The sequence below is a fragment of the Cyclobacterium lianum genome (genome assembly GCF_900143075.1).
Lineage (GTDB): Bacteria > Bacteroidota > Bacteroidia > Cytophagales > Cyclobacteriaceae > Cyclobacterium > Cyclobacterium lianum.
Map to the genome: position 1 here is coordinate 468,344 of NZ_FRCY01000002.1, position 15,714 is coordinate 484,057.

Below are 15,714 nucleotides of genomic sequence, written 5' to 3' on the forward strand. Positions count from 1 at the left end.
ATCAATTTCAATCCAAATCCCAGCCAATCGAATCAGCAAACTTCTTCCCTAATTATCGAACTCCTAATGCAGAAGCCTGAAGGACTTCAATAATAATATCCCCGGGCGAAACCTGGCGCTTAAGAGCCAATCCATTTCCCCTCAACCCCGAAATGGGTTGAAAATGGTCCTGCGAGCCGACTGCTCTATCTGGAAACGAGGTCTCCTCTGCAATCCTATAATCGAAAGGACGCTATATGTACGGGAATATTTGATCTTATTTTGGCAACTACGTCAAGTTCAACCCCGTCCGGGGTTGGAGGTTATCGGTAGTCCATCAGCCCTGGGCTGCACCCACGGTTATTGTTGTTCAGGCCCCTCAGGCCTGGAATACGTCAGGGAAGTCGATAGGAGCAGAATAGGGATTCAAAGGTATTTTATATGCTTCCAGACTAATTTTTTGACTGGAAATCTCAAATTTCTTTCAATCCAGGTCCCAGCAAATCGAATAATCGGACTTCTTCACTGATTACCAAAAACCTCCTCGACCCCAAAGCCTGAAAGGCTTCAACAGCAATAACCCCGGACGAAACCCGGGGACTGCAAGAATCCAGCCTTCACCCAACCCCGGCAGGGGTTGAACAATGTCCTGCGAACCGACCGTCCTTTTTGGAAATAAGGTCTCCTCTGCCAACCTCGGAAGAAATAACGGTGTACCAGCTTTTCAGAGTTTGCCATGCTGAATTCAGATAAACAGGGCTTGCAAACCTACAGCCGTAAACCCAGCTTTTAAAGCCATCAATTTTATTCCAGGATATTAATCCCTCCACATGCTAAAAAAAAATTGCTCTCAGATTCCGAAATCATAAATCTATACTGAGCCGAACAAAACCCAATTCATCTTCCAAGTTCTCAAAAATCCAGATCTGTCCGTCTTTTGCGAAGTGGAATCCTGACTTTTTGTCCAATTCTCTAATTAATAACCTTTGAAAAATTCATTTCAAGGAAATTACGATCGGAAAATTAGCAACCATTATTCCTTCCGCTGTATCACATAATTCTTGATAGGACTGTGCATGCTGACCTCCTGCAATTGGCCATTCTCGTATTGGTAGTTGTTTTCGTTGCCTTCTACATAGGTATCGTAGGCCCCGTTTCCTTTGGCGGTAATGCTGGCAAATTGGCCGTGGTTTTCGGTAATCATCCTGGTTTTACCTTTGGGCTCCTCAAAAAACAAACGTACCGCACTGTAATCGATTTTTTCACTGACCTGATCATTGAATTCATATTTATAGGAATTGGCCCGGATCTCATAGACCCCATCCTCCAGCCAGATTCGGGACAGAAAATCTCCGCGGTTGGTCTTTTTTTCTACGGTTGATTCGATAAACTGTCCCTGATGGTATTTTACCTCGGTGGTATAATCCAGGTTGATCCGCCCAAAAAACCAGAAGCTGACTTCGCTTTTTAGCAAAAAATACGTGGTATCGGCTTTGGTTTCTTTGGTGGCCAGCATATCACCAATGTTGATGCCCAAAATGGAAATCTCATATTCATGCCTTTCCTGGGCCTGGAGCAGCATGGGTGAAAAAACTAAAATAAGGGCGGCAATGGCAACAAGCAGATTTTTTAACATGTAAAAGCTTATTTATAATTTCTGGTTAGACCAATAGGTTTTATTTAGATAACAACGAATCAAATTCAAAATAAGCTTAAACTTACCAAAAAATAGACCAATGGTGGGATTTTGGGGGTATCGAATCACAAATACACCCTGAATCACATTCTCCGAGATTATATGTCCTTCTAACCCTTATATGGTTTCTCCATTTTTGAACCATGTAAGAAATATAAGGGATTATAAGGGGGGTCCGGTATGGAGCTTTTTATCTTTTCACCCTTTTTAAATGGTCTGATAAGGTGGATTATTTTTCAATAAATACCCTTAAAGGAAAATATTTGGTGATTTGTTCAAAATCTTTATCCGAATGGTAGAAGGGAACATCAAATGCCAATGCGTATGCGGCAATAAGACAATCCATACTTTTTCTGATTGTAACACCTCTTTTCCTTAAATTAACATAGATTTTGGCTGCATGTATGGCCATGACTTTTGGGTCAGCATTTAAAACATGGAGACTCATCAGTTGGTCAGTTAGCATTTCAAACGTTTTAGTATCGCCTACTCCTTGAAGGATTTCCTGAAGAATTGGAGGGCAAATACAAACCTCATTGCTAAGGATAAGCTTTTGAACAAGCTGTACCTGCTTTTCATCTGTTCCCCTAAAAAATTGAATCCAGATGCTGGTGTCAATCAAAACGCTCATCAATCTCTTCGCATTTCTTCCAAATCTGCTGTCCAATCAATTTTTCCGGCCATTGAGGCAAGTTCTTCCCGTTTTAGTTTTTGCAGAAATTCTTCAAGTGCTGCATGGACAATTTCTTTCTTGGTTTTCAAAGAAGTTTTATGGATAATTGCATCCATCAATTTTTCATCTATTTCAATGTTGGTACGCATGGCAAATAAATATACACTAAGTATAACAAAAATTTTACACAAAAATTTCATCGTCAATAATCTTGCAAAAAATAATCTTATATGTCTGCTTACTCTTTTTTACTTTTTCATTATAAATCATCAGCCCGAAACCGACAAGCGGACAAACCCCATCTCATCTTCCAGATTGACGACGATCCAAAGCATCCCATCCTTAATAAAATGCCGTAAAGGTTTCTCGGTTAAAAAGGGAAGCTCAGCCTCTTGGATTAAGTTCAACTCCTCATCGTATAAAGCCAGGTAAACATTGGCACCCGCAGGCTGGGGAAAAAGCCCTTCCGTTTTTTCGCTTTTATAATAATTCTCGTAAAATAACCGCCAATACCGTTTGTTTTGGGCATCGTAAACAGGCAATAAGTAGTGAGGTCCCTCCATGAATTGCTGAAAGTACCTTGAAAACTCACCTGCAGACGCAAAATCATGTCCTTTTGCCTTATTTTCCGACTCCAGCCACTTACTATTAGAGCCAACAATCTTGATGGTATCGGCTTTGGGATCGTAATGGTAAAATTCACTTCCGGTTTCCGCTCCAAACAAGACGCCACTGTCCACTATTTCCTGATAAGTCTCAGCATCATGATAGGCATAGCTCTCCCCATCATTCAGGGAGGCGGTATAGGTGCCTAACTTATCCAATAAGGGTAAGGAATAGCGGTATATCTGATTTTGGTCCAAATCCAACCTGACAAATGATACCATCTCATTTCGAAAAGCTTTTGCAAGTCCATAAGCTTCCTTCTCAGCGGAAGGATCAATCAGGACTCCCATCAGGGATTCCTTCTCGCTGAGCACATCCCCGGAAAATTCTTTCGGATCCACATTCCAGGATTGTTCGAGCTGCCCATACTCTGAAAAAAGCAGCGGCCCTTTCCAGGTACTGAAAAAAATAAGATCTCCTTTCCAGCCCTTCAGGGAATGTATACTATTTAGTCCATTTGGACCTTCTTTTTCGAAGGAAATTTTACGCTCCAGGACCAGACAATCCAGGTCAATTTTTTCTAGTTGGTGCTGCTCCACATCAAAATTAAACAGGTAACGTTGGTCCTCGCTCAGACCGGAAAGCTCAAGCCCCCACTTGAGAAACAACAGTTCCTCTCCCGGATCGATCTGTACGGTATCTACGCTGATTGTGAGTTCCTGTATCTCCTTTTCCGCCGGAGAACCACAAGAGAACAGCATAAAAATCAAACCAAATACAAAGCATAAAATGTCAAGTGGATTATTCATTTGAACTTAAATTGGAATTAGGGTGGATATCAGATGTAAAATGGGATAATCATAAATTCGAATTCACAAAATCTATTTGGAGGCGCAAACAACCCAGCTCATCTTCCATATTTACAGATATCCAGATTTTACCGTCTTTGGCGAAAGAAAAGTGGGGTACATGGTCAAGCTGAGGCACGGCGGTTTCATGAAGTAAGTTAAGGTCATTATCCAATACCATCAGGTAGACGGCGGTGGAAACAGGTTTTGGAAATCCGCCCGGAGGATGCTCTTCCGGATAGGAATACTCATAGAAAAAACGAAAATAACGTTCATTTTCAACATCCGCTATTAAAGGACCGAATGATACTTCCTCATACAATTGCACGTATGCCCGCTGAAAAGCAGCCTTATCATCGGTTGCCAGCCTGTAAACCCCCTTTTTCTCATTTGCTGTCAGGGAAAGATTGTATTCCTTCTTTTCTAATTGCCGGGTTTCAGGGTCGAAAATAAACAAGCTGCCGGACACTGTACTGCCCACCGCAAGCTTGTTCTCTTCATAGGCCTGCATGATGAACCCTGCCGCATACCTTCGCCGGGAATTACCTTCCCTGTGCTCCAGATTAAAGTCCTCATGCCTGAATTCTTTCGCCAATGGAATGGTTGAAAATTTACCTTCGGTAAGGTCAGCGTATCCCACTTCACTGGTATTGGCCCCATTGTCTACTATCTGTCCATAAATCCGCCCACCGGCTGCCCTAACGGGCTGAAAAGCCTTCCTCTCAACGTGCGTCAACGAAGTACCCTCCAGCAGTGGATCAAATTCCCCGATTTTATTTCCCTCCCAATCAAAAATGCCTGCCTGATTGCTCGTTTGTATGAGCAATTTTCCGGAGTCAAGCGATATCAGGTAATCCACATATTCCCCGGTACCGTTGGGACCTTCCTTTTCAAAGGGATATTTAGCGACCAACGCAAGTTTAGCCAGATCAATTTTTTCAACGGCGTGTTCAAAAAAATTGAAGTTATATAAAAACCGGTTATTCTCTGTAAAAAAACTACTTGAAGCAGCTAAATAGGGAAAAACAAGCTGTTCTCCCCCATTAATCATAACCGTATCCAGGCTAAAATCCAGGCCAACTTCACCGGTTTTCTTCAGATTATCACTGCTCCCACAGCCTACAAGTAGTCCAAAAAGGAAAAGGGAGATTAAAAGCTTCATCTGTTTCAAGTGGTATTGAGACGAAAAAATTAGGGATTTTTTAAGTTAATACAAATAAATTCGTGTTAAAACAAAGATAAATTAAACTGAGTCATCGCTTGGAGTATTGGATGTCCTTATAAAGGATTTAATATCCTAAAAAAATTTAATAACATTAAATAAGTTGTTTATGGGTTTGCGTTTTAAAATCATTTTACGATACCAGGATTGCAAATCCTGTATATCAGGGTTCGGAATTGCAAATTCCGAACAGCCCGTGCTATCAAACCAGCCGGTCCCGTAGGGACCAAATATGGGTAGGAAAGGTATAGTGGATTGCATCCTCCGTGCCTTTAGGTACGGAATTCGACAAGCTCAGGCACCTCAGGCTCCTGATGTACAATTCAGCCGAATAGTAAGTATCTGCCAACAGCACATCAAACCATCAGATCATAAATCAAAACTAAATTGGACAAACCCCATCTCATCTTCAATGTTCTCAAAGACCCAAAGTTTACCATCTTTGGCAAAATGAAAAGGTGGTCGATTTTTCATTTGGGGAATGGCTGATTCGGTCAACATGTTCAAATCTTTGTCATAAACCGTCAAAAACACCTTAGCTCCGGAAGGCTGTTGGAAGGGGCTGCCCTCAGGTTTTTCAGCGTTGTCATCAAATTCCATAATAAAGGAAAACCTGTAATACACCTCATTGACCTCATCCCAGACCGGAGGCAAAAAACCTACCTCCTCATATATTCTCCTATAGATGCCAGCAAAGTCCTCTATCCCTCCAACTTGTGAAGGATAGTTTCCCTTTTTTTCGGTAGCCGTGAGTTCGCTGGTGTATTCATGGTGCAGTGCCGCACCGGTGTCCTCGTCTAATACATACATTTCATTGGTTCCCTCTACACCTACTATCAGTTTATCCCCTGCATTAATGATATATTTGCCCATGGTAAATCTCCCTCCATCAGCGATCTGTATTTCAAATTTTTTGGCCTTTTCGAATATCGGCAGATCATACCGTTGAATCTTATCTTCTTCAACAAGGATTTTGGCCACCTCCGTATTGCCTTCTTCCCAGCTGGATATTAAACCATAGTATACGTCAGTTTGATCAGGCAACAGCACCGCAGAAATGAGGCTCTCCGTATCCGAAAGCCTTTCCGTCTCATCGCCCACTTTCTTAAAGTCAAATTGATTTTTTTTCTTCCCATTAAAGTCAACAATATTATCCTGATTGTAGCACCTGATCAAAAGGGAATTTTCATCCTTGAGCAGGAAGCCATAAAAATATTGCCCCACGCCATCCGGACCCTCCTTCGACAGTGTGATTTTTTCTTCGAAGGCAAGTTCATCCAGATTGATCTTTTCGATGGCAAAATCGGTTTGGTTGAAATTATACAGGTGCTTTTTATCCTTGCTAAGTTGAGCTTGATACAGGCTGGAATTCACATATAGAATTTCCTGGCCGGGATGCACCATTACGGTGTCAATCGCGTAACTTAAACGAACCTGATCTCCATTTTCGCCCCCATCACTGCCTCCGCAGGCTAACATGGTTACACATAGCAAGATAATAATTGACTGTTTCATAAGATAGGTGTTTATTGAGACTAAAAAATTAGGAATTTTATATGGCAATAAAAATAAATAATTGTTAAAAATTGATAATTAAAATAAATAAGCAGATGATACTTTGTACGAGGTGAGGTTTCAGGTTTACTGGTATGTGGCCAAGACCCCGAAAATAATCGTTAAGCCAGCCTGATCTGCGATCAAGGATTAGAAACTAAACCCGGCAAATTTAAATATTCGAAGTATGTATTTCAAATTCATCAAAAATTACAAAACGCCCCTTATATGTACTCCTATACCTTATATGGTTCATCAATTTTTTGAACCATGTAAGAGATATAAGGGATTATAAGGGTAAGGGCTCATTTTGGCGTTTTCTTCTGGAAATCGATCATCAACTATTATTTAAAGAATAAATTGAAATAGTGTCCTGATCTAAAAATCCCCTTATATGTCCATCTATGCCTTATATGGTTAGCATTTGTTCAAACGACCTACAAACAATCCGAAATCACAAATCAAAGCTCAACCTGACAAAAGCCATTTCATCTTCTATATTCTCAAAAATCCAGATTTTGCCGTCTTTGGCAAAGTGGTAGGCCGGTGGCTGGTCCAATGCAGGAACGGCAGTCTCTCTCAGCAAATTAAAATCGGCATCGTAGATCGTGAGATACACGCTGGCTCCCGTAGGTTTGGGAAAAAGGCCATCAGACGGACTGGTATTTGCAACGCCGTATTCCAGCTTGTAGGAAAACCGGAAATAGACGTTCCGGCTTTCGTCCCAGATGGGCTTATTATAGGAAATTTCCTCCGTAGCTTTCTTATACAGTTCTCGAAATAAGGCCCTGTCGTTTATTTTTTCCGGAAAGACGGTCTCCTTTTCCCGGGGAAGCCAACCGCTTTGGAAGGTCCTTTTATGAAATTCCTCTTGCCCCGGTTCACCTATATAAAGATCTGAACTGGCATTTAGGCCCAGCAAAACCTTATCATTTACCAGCTCCAGGTATTCGCCACCGCTAATAAATAAGGCCGTAGTCCCGTCGTCAAAGTCCGTCTGATACTGCAGCGATTTCTTGAGTAAAGGGTTGCTGACTTTCCGGTAGGATTGCTTTGCTGTATTCCAGAACAACAGCTGCGGCTCCCGCCTGCCGGGGACAATGTATACGCCCACATAGGAAGAAGCATTGCCCGGCAGTGGTACCGGAAACAGCACGTTTCCTTCTTCCGGTTCTGAGACAAAAGAAGGGACTGTTTCCGGTCCTACATCAGCCAGTTTCTTACCGTTACTGTCAAACAGGGCATGATTGCCATACCCGGACATCAGGAATTTATCTTCATCCACCAGTCTCATCCCAAGACTATATGCGCCTATGCCATCAGGCCCTTCTTGTTCGAAAGGAAGCAGGGCCTGCAGTGCCAGCTTATCCAGGTCAATTTGTTCGACGGTGTAGTTTTGGCTGTTGAGATTGTACAGGTATTTTTTGTCCCTACTCAGATCAGCAAAACGCAGGCTATTGTTCAGAAAAAGGATTTCCACTTTGGCATCGATCTGCACGGTATCCAACGTAAATTCCATATCCCGTGCTTGCCCATTTTCATCAGAGGAATCGCCGGTTCCGCAGGCGGCCAAAAACAGAAATGCCAAAATACATAGCCATTGCTTCATGGGTATTGATTTGATTGAAAAAGGAAAATAGTGAATTACATGCGGAGTCAAAAGCTCATCAAAAAATAAGATGTCCTCCGAACGGAGGCTTTCCCGGTACCTAACGAAGCTAAGGCGTTAAAACCTTCGGGGTCCCAAAGACCCTAAAGGTTAAATCAGGACTGCGACCTTTGGGGTTTCCAAAACCCCGAAGGTCTTTCCCGAAACGAGAACGTAAAAAACCTTCGGGGTCCCAAAGACCTCAACGGTTTTGGATGTCGCCCCCCGGATCCACCCAAAAAGTAGCAGGTTCCTCCAGCGGAAATACATGGATAAGTTTGGTGCTGAGCTCGGTGCGGTCAATGCCGGACACTTCAAAAAGTACTTCAAAATAGGGGGGTACCTCCCCCAATTGTTCGGCGATTTCAGCTTCTATGGATTGCCGCAGCGAGGCATCCGTGAAGTTTTTAAGGCTCTGCGTGGCTCCGGTATCCCAAAGACCACAAAAAAGGTAAACCGTATTTTGGTTTGGGCCAGGAAATTTGGCCATAAAGCCGTAATCAGTATGGTAGCCATCCGGATCGCCCATAGGAGAAAAAACCTGCCTTTTGGTTTCCTCCCCCTTTCTTAAAACCAAAGCCTCTCCAGCCTCATCGTATGCAAAATGAGAGTATGTAAAATAATCTTTGAATAAACCCAGCGTTTTGATCATGCCCACTACCACAAAATTCTGATCCTGCAATTCCTTCGGGTTAAAGCGGGAAATGGTTCGGATAGAAAAAAAATGCCCTGCTGCATCGAACATGCGGGTAAGATCTTTGATCCATTGCAGGCTACCGCGAATGAGCAGGCCATACGAAAGCACACCGGTGGTCACTCCCTGTCGTAAATCCTGCATTCGAAAAGCCTCAAAATCAGCCCTGCTATTGATAGCTGGATCCCGGATAGTCCGACTCATACTGTTAACACTATCATCTTCCACATAAATAAACAAATCCCCCAGAAATACGGCTGTGGGAAAGCCGTTTGTAAATAGGTCTGACCAGACACTTTCGCGGAGCGAGCGGTCCGAACCCCTCTCTATCTGAAACCAAACCAGAAGCAAAAAGCAGCCACCAATCACAGCCGCAAGTCCGATCCGCAGGCTTTTCCTCTGAAGCAAGCGCAGAAGACCGTTCGATTGCTTCGTTTTTTCAAATACAATTCCGTAGCTGCCTTTGGGTATGCGCAGCCGGTACGGGTCCTCACTCCCCTCAGTCGCATAATACTTCCGCAGTTTTTCCCGCAACTTGTACACGTATACCCTCACCAAGGTGCTTTCGGAGGGATCAAAATCGGGTTTTCCAAATACTTCGGCGGCAATAATTGTCTCTTTGGGCGCATCCTCATCCAATGAGCAGCGCACCAGAAAGCGCAGCAGGTTGGCATAGGTGGTCGACCTTCCAAACCCCCTGCTCTTGATGATCTTTTCTGTAAGGTCCAGAAAAACAGCCCTGTCCATCCCGTAGGTTTCTTTCATTTCTTAAAGATAATCAATATCTTTAACAGTTAACAAAACGGTTTTTGTCTTGCATTGCCCGGTTTTTTCCAGGTATATTTGGAAAATACCTCAAAGCAAATAACTCTATTTTAAATACCAAGTAGCCATGAAAAGTCTCCGTTTCCGAAAGCTCCTGCCCCTCGTCATATATTCCATGGGATGGGTGGCCTGTGGCTGGGAAACACCGGAGAGAATTCAGGCGGAGTACAAAGATCTCCCCGAGGCCATCGATTTCAATTACCACGTAAAGCCTATCCTGTCAGATAAATGTTTTGCCTGCCACGGTCCCGATGCGGCCAATCAGGAAGCAGACCTTAGGCTGGACCAGGAAGAATTCGCCTTTGCTGCCCTAAAAAGTGATGCAGGCAGTCATGCGATCGTGCCTGGTAAGCCCGGAAAAAGTGAACTGGTGAGGCGGATCCTCTCAGATGACAGGGAATTACTCATGCCACCACCAGAATCCAACCTCAACCTGAGTACCGAGGAAATTGCCATACTAACCAAATGGATTGAACAGGGAGCCGAATACAAACCCCACTGGTCCTTTATTCCTCCGGAGGTTGTAAAGCTCCCCAGCCCCGAAACAAAAGGTTGGGCTCGAAATGAAATCGACGCTTTTGTTGCCGAAAAGCTGCAAGCTGCTGACCTACAACCCGCTTCAGAGGCAAGCAAAGAGGTGTTGATCCGTCGCCTGAGCTTTGACTTAACAGGGCTTCCCCCTAGCCTGGAGGAAATCCGGCAGTTCGTTTCGGATACTTCTGAGGGTGCTTACGAAAATCTGGTGGACCGGCTGCTGGCATCTCCGGCTTATGGAGAACGTATGGCCGCCGATTGGATGGATGTGGCCCGGTATGCAGATTCTGATGGCTACCTGGACGACAAACACCGGGATTTCAGCCCTTACCGGGACTGGGTGATCGAAGCGTTTAACCAAAATATGCCCTACGATCAGTTTATCACCTGGCAAATTGCCGGAGACCTGATCGACAATCCCAGCCAGGAAAGCGTACTCGCCACGGCCTTTAACCGGCTGCATAAACGAAACTCAGAAGCAGGTATTGTCTTTGAAGAATACCGGGCAGAGTACGTGGCCGACCGCACCAATACGGTAGGGAAAGCCATCCTGGGATTGAGCATGGAATGTGCCCGCTGCCATGATCACAAGTACGATCCCATCAGCCAGAAAGATTACTACGAATTTTCTGCCTACTTCAACAGTACCAACGAATTGGGTACCGCGGTGTATGGCCCCGGACAAGTACCTGGTCCGTCGTTGTTATTGACCAATGATGAACAGGAACAGCTGCTGGAGTATCTGGACAGTCAGATTCGCAACACGGAATCCAAGCTGAATGAATTGGCCGAGAAGGACAGGGATGCCCCGCAGGCTGACCCGGAAACCCTGCAAGCAGATCTAAAGCAGCTACAAACCCAGGGCCTGGTAGCTTCCTATGATTTTGACCAGTTGACTCCACAGGGCAATGATGGAAAGACCTTTAAAAATTCAGGCTGGTCCGGAAATTCCGGTCCTGTACTGATACGAGAGCCTGATATTGCGGCAGGCCAGCGGGGAAAAGGTATCTTTATCAACGATTTCACCACCTTGTCTCTTCCTGAAAGAGTAGGTTGGTTTGACCAAACAGATCCCTTTTCTGTTTCATTATCGGTTTTCCCAGATACGGTGTACAAAGAAGCCGTACTCTTCACCCACTGCGAAGATATCCGGTTGGGGCTGAAAGGCTATTCACTGTTTCTGGAAAACAACCGACTCAATTTCATCATGGCCTACAGCTGGCCGACCAATGCCTTGCAGGTTAAAACCCGGGATCCCATCCCGGTAGAGGAATGGTCCAATATCAGCATTACTTACGATGGCATGGGAAAGGCCGCCGGTATCGGTATCTACTTGAACGGAGAAAAAGTCCCGGTAGCGGTGGAAGCGGATCACATCTACAAGTCGATCCTGTTTGAACCGGATATCCACACCTATGGATTCAGAGGCTTTGTCCTGGGAGTTCGGGACAAGATGAAAACCTTTCTCAATGGAGGGTTGGATGAGTTGAAGATTTATAATCGGGAACTTTCCAGCCTTGAGGTTCAATTTGCCAACAACCCGGAAAAAGCAAAAAAGCTGATCGAAAGTGCCACAAATGCAGGCGATAGGGAAATGATTAGGGAGCACCTATTCAAATCAGGTAACGTAGAGGCCAAAAAACTGCGGAAATCGGTACAGGAATTGCGCAAGCAAAGGGCGAGTCACACCAATGACATTCCCGAAATCATGGTGATGGGTGATCTGCCCGAACCCAGACCTACCTTCATCCTGGATCGGGGCCTGTACAGCGCACCTACTGAACAGGTTTACCCCAATGTTCCGGAAGCCGTCTTACCTGGCGAAAGCTCCCGGTTTCCGCAAAACCGGCTGGGCCTGGCACAGTGGCTGGTCGATCAAAAGAACCCGCTGACCGCCCGGGTATTTGTGAACCGCCTCTGGCAAATGCATTTCGGAAATGGTCTGGTAAAAACCTCGGATGATTTTGGGAGTCAGGGAAGCCTGCCCAGCCATCCTGAGCTGCTGGACTGGCTTTCGGTAACTTTCCGCGAATCAGGCTGGGACATCAAAAAAATGCACAAGTTGATAGTGATGTCAGCTACCTACCGGCAATCCTCCAAAACCAGCCCGGAATTGCAGGAAAAAGACCCTGAAAATGAATTATTGGCCCGGGGCCCCAGCTTTCGCATGACTGCCGAGATGGTCCGGGACAATGCCCTGGCAATAAGTGGGCTTCTGGTTCCAAGAATCGGAGGTGAAAGTGCCTACCCCTACCAGCCTGAAGGCCTCTGGGATGAAATCAGCACGAAATCCTGGCGCTACCGCTACCTGCAGGAGCCAGGAGATGGGCTTTACAGAAGGAGCCTCTACACCATCTGGAAGCGAACCTCCGGCCCTCCTTCCATGATGATCTTTGATGTAGGAGACCGGGCGGAGTGCACCGTAAAGCGGACCCAAACCAGTACGCCCCTGCAGGCCCTGGTGCTGCTGAACGACCCTCAGTTTGTGGAAGCCGCCAGAGTGACGGCAGAAAAACTGATTGAAAAATACGAGCCGGAACAGCGCTTGGAAAACGCCTTCCAATTGAGTACCGGCAGGCAGCCAAACCCCAACGAAAAAGAGATTTTACAGCAGTTTTTTACCGAGGAGACCGAGCGGTTTTCCCAGGACAAAAACGAAGCACTGGCCTATTTGAGCACGGGGAGCAATCCCCGTAAGACTGACCTGGATCCCGTTCAGGTCGCCGCACTGGCTACCGTGATCAATGGCATCATGAACACCAGTGACGGATACACCATCAGATAAACGAAGAAAAAATGAATCGACACGATCATACCGAATTTGGAGAAAGCAGAAGGGGATTCCTGAAAAAGGCCTCACTTGGATTTGGCTCCATCGCCCTTTCCAGTCTATTGGGGCAAACGGGAGCCTGGGGAGCAAACCTGGGCGACCCGGGACTTGGTGGCATTTTGAATGGCACGCATTTTCCCGCCAAAGCCAAGCGGGTAATCTATCTTTTCCAGTCCGGCGGACCCTCTCAGATCGAAACCTTTGATTACAAACCTTCACTGGCCAAGTGGCACGGGAAGGAAATTCCCCCTTCCGTACAGGGCAGCCAGCGAAATTCGGGCATGGTAGCAGACCAGTCCACCTTTCCGCTGGTCAAGTCCATTTATGATTTCAAGCAATACGGACAGTCAGGAGCCTGGGTAAGCGACTTATTTCCGTATACGGCACAGGTAGTGGACGAACTCTGCATCGTCAAGTCCATGATCACCGAAGCGATCAACCACGAACCGGCTGTGATGTTCATGCAGACAGGCTCCCAACTGAGCGGCAGGCCCTCCATCGGTTCCTGGCTGAGTTACGGACTGGGCAGCGACAACGAAAACCTGCCCAACTTTGTGGTACTGCTATCCAAGAGCTCGGGGGCCCAACCACTGAATTCCACCGCCTGGAGCAATGGATTCCTTCCTTCCCACCATCAGGGGATTCAATTCCGTTCGGGTAAAGACCCGGTGTTGTACCTCAACAATCCCCACGGCGTACACGATCATGACCGAAGAAGGGCCCTCGATCATATCCGGCAGCTAAACGAGCAGCAATTTGATATCTGGCAGGACCCGGAAATCCAATCCAAAATCAGCCAGTACGAAATGGCCTACAAAATGCAAAACTCCGTTCCGGAAGCCGTGGATACGTCCAATGAACCGGATTATATCTACGAATTGTACGGAGAAGATGCCAAAATCCCGGGGACTTATGCTTCCAATTGCCTACAGGCCAGGCGGCTGGCCGAACGGGATGTAAAATTCATCCAGCTGTACCACATGGGTTGGGACCAGCACGGCAGTTTACCGGCAGGCATCAAAAGGCAGGCACTCAGCACCGATCAGGCCACGGCCGGACTCATCCAGGATCTCAAACAAAGGGGGCTGCTGGAGGATACCCTGGTGGTCTGGGGTGGAGAGTTTGGCCGCACCAGCTTCTCCCAGGGAAGGCTTACTGCCGACAATTATGGACGTGATCACCATCCGGGATGCTTTACCATGTGGATGGCAGGAGCCGGGGTAAAAAAAGGCATGGTCTATGGAGAAACGGACGAATTCAGCTACAACGTAGCCCAAAATCCTGTCCATGTGCATGACTTCCAGGCCACGCTTCTTCATCTGATGGGTATTGACCACGAAAAACTTACCTTCAAGCACCAGGGCAGGCGTTTCCGGCTGACCGATGTACATGGGCAGGTGGTAAAAGACCTTTTGGCCTGAGATAATCCCCAAACGGGCAAATGACATGAACCAAAGAAGAAAATTTCTGAAAAATACGGTTTTGACCGGAGGGGCACTGTCGGTCTCCGGCCTATCTGCTTTTTACATCAAACCGACTTCCCCAAAGCTGGAGGAAACAATCCTGGGTCATGGGGATTTCAGGTACAGGGTAGAGAAAGGCTGGGGGGACCTGGACCCGAAAAAACATCCTGTGAAAAATTGCCATGAGATGGTGATGGACAAAAAGGAAAGGCTACTGATGCTGACCGATCACCCCCAAAACAATGTTATTATATATAATACCTCCGGCAGGCTGCTGGGCTCCTGGACCCTTTCCTTTCCGGGTGCCCATGGGTTGAGCATCCATGATGAGGGAGATGCCGAATACCTGTATATTACCGATCCGGGTTTGGGCAAGGTGGTCAAGTGCAGCCTGGAAGGAAAAATCCTATTGGAATTGGAACATCCGGCCAAACTGGGGGCCTACGATGAAACATCAGCCTACCGGCCGACTGAAACCGCCGTAGGTCCCAATGGGGATATTTATGTGGCGGACGGCTACGGATCGCAGTTTATTTTACACTACGATGCCGAAGGTCAATTCATTAGAAAGTTTGGCGGGGACAGCTTTCTACAACCCAACAAATTCAAGCAGGCACATGGGGTAGCCATTGACTACAGGGATCCCAACAATCCTACCCTGCTGTGTACCGCTCGGATAAAAAACTCCTTCAAACGTTTTTCACTTGACGGGGAGTACATCGAAGAATACTACCTGCCGGGTGCCTTTGTCAGCCGCCCGGTATTGGATGGTGACAACATCTATTCAGGCGTCTGCTTTGGCATGACGGAAGGCAATTATAACATGCAACTGAATAGGGGCTTTGTGACCATTCTGGATAAGGAAAACCGGGTGGTCTCCAATCCGGGAGGTACGGAGCCACAATTTGAAAATGGAAAATTGAAACTCATGCTACAGGAGCAACCGGTATTCAAGCACTGTCACGACGTCTGCCTGGACCGGGACAAAAACCTGTATGTTTGCCAGTGGAATGCCGATGGGGTGTATCCGTATAAATTGCACCGGGTTTAACTTATTACCCTTTGTCCCCTGCACAGCCTTAACTTGGCAATTACAGATTACCATTAGGAACCGGTGGGGATTTGATACGGAGTCCAGGGTG

The 15,714-nt window shown here is 46.1% G+C and carries 11 protein-coding genes; 3 read left to right on the top strand and 8 right to left on the bottom strand.

The window, feature by feature from the left end; all coding sequences use genetic code 11:
- Positions 1-1,012: 1,012 nt before the first annotated feature.
- The 8 genes from BUB19_RS04665 to BUB19_RS04700 form a co-directional block, all read right to left on the bottom strand.
- Positions 1,013-1,615 (bottom strand): DUF6134 family protein, encoded by a 603-nt coding sequence (locus BUB19_RS04665; protein ID WP_073092814.1) that lies wholly within the window; start codon positions 1,613-1,615, stop codon positions 1,013-1,015.
- Positions 1,616-1,904: 289 nt separating this feature from the next.
- Positions 1,905-2,306 carry a type II toxin-antitoxin system VapC family toxin gene (gene vapC / locus BUB19_RS04670; RefSeq protein WP_073092822.1) on the bottom strand — a complete coding sequence of 134 codons (402 nt, stop codon included), beginning with the start codon at positions 2,304-2,306 and terminating at the stop codon, positions 1,905-1,907.
- Positions 2,306-2,548: a type II toxin-antitoxin system VapB family antitoxin gene (locus BUB19_RS04675; RefSeq protein WP_245802770.1), complete on the bottom strand. Its 243-nt coding sequence runs from the start codon at positions 2,546-2,548 to the stop codon at positions 2,306-2,308. Before BUB19_RS04675 ends, vapC begins: the two co-directional genes overlap by 1 nt.
- Positions 2,549-2,617: 69 nt before the next feature.
- Positions 2,618-3,763 (bottom strand): DUF4221 family protein, encoded by a 1,146-nt coding sequence (locus BUB19_RS04680; RefSeq protein WP_073092825.1) that lies wholly within the window; start codon positions 3,761-3,763, stop codon positions 2,618-2,620.
- A 49-nt stretch (positions 3,764-3,812) separates the two neighbouring features.
- The gene (locus BUB19_RS04685; protein WP_073092828.1) at positions 3,813-4,964 is read right to left on the bottom strand and encodes a DUF4221 family protein; all 1,152 of its coding nucleotides are present in this window, start codon (positions 4,962-4,964) and stop codon (positions 3,813-3,815) included.
- Between the two features lie 429 nt (positions 4,965-5,393).
- On the bottom strand, positions 5,394-6,539 hold the full coding sequence (locus tag BUB19_RS04690) for a DUF4221 family protein (RefSeq protein WP_084096963.1): 1,146 nt from the start codon (positions 6,537-6,539) through the stop codon (positions 5,394-5,396).
- Between the two features lie 493 nt (positions 6,540-7,032).
- Complete coding sequence (locus BUB19_RS04695; protein ID WP_073092835.1) at positions 7,033-8,187, bottom strand: DUF4221 family protein; 1,155 nt, start codon at positions 8,185-8,187, stop codon at positions 7,033-7,035.
- Between the two features lie 241 nt (positions 8,188-8,428).
- Positions 8,429-9,685, bottom strand: coding sequence for a hypothetical protein (locus BUB19_RS04700; protein WP_073092838.1), 1,257 nt, complete (start codon positions 9,683-9,685; stop codon positions 8,429-8,431).
- 127 nt (positions 9,686-9,812) lie between these two features.
- Between BUB19_RS04700 and BUB19_RS04705 the strand changes: the two genes are divergently transcribed.
- From BUB19_RS04705 to BUB19_RS04715, 3 genes are read left to right on the top strand one after another with little or no spacing between them, the layout of a single operon-like run.
- Positions 9,813-13,064 (top strand): DUF1553 domain-containing protein, encoded by a 3,252-nt coding sequence (locus BUB19_RS04705; protein ID WP_073092841.1) that lies wholly within the window; start codon positions 9,813-9,815, stop codon positions 13,062-13,064.
- A gap of 11 nt (positions 13,065-13,075) precedes the next feature.
- A complete protein-coding gene (locus BUB19_RS04710; protein WP_073092844.1) occupies positions 13,076-14,530 on the top strand; it encodes a DUF1501 domain-containing protein in 1,455 nt (484 codons plus the stop codon).
- Positions 14,531-14,555: 25 nt separating this feature from the next.
- Positions 14,556-15,623, top strand: coding sequence for an NHL repeat-containing protein (locus tag BUB19_RS04715; RefSeq protein WP_073092846.1), 1,068 nt, complete (start codon positions 14,556-14,558; stop codon positions 15,621-15,623).
- The last annotated feature ends 91 nt before the right edge of the window (positions 15,624-15,714 follow it).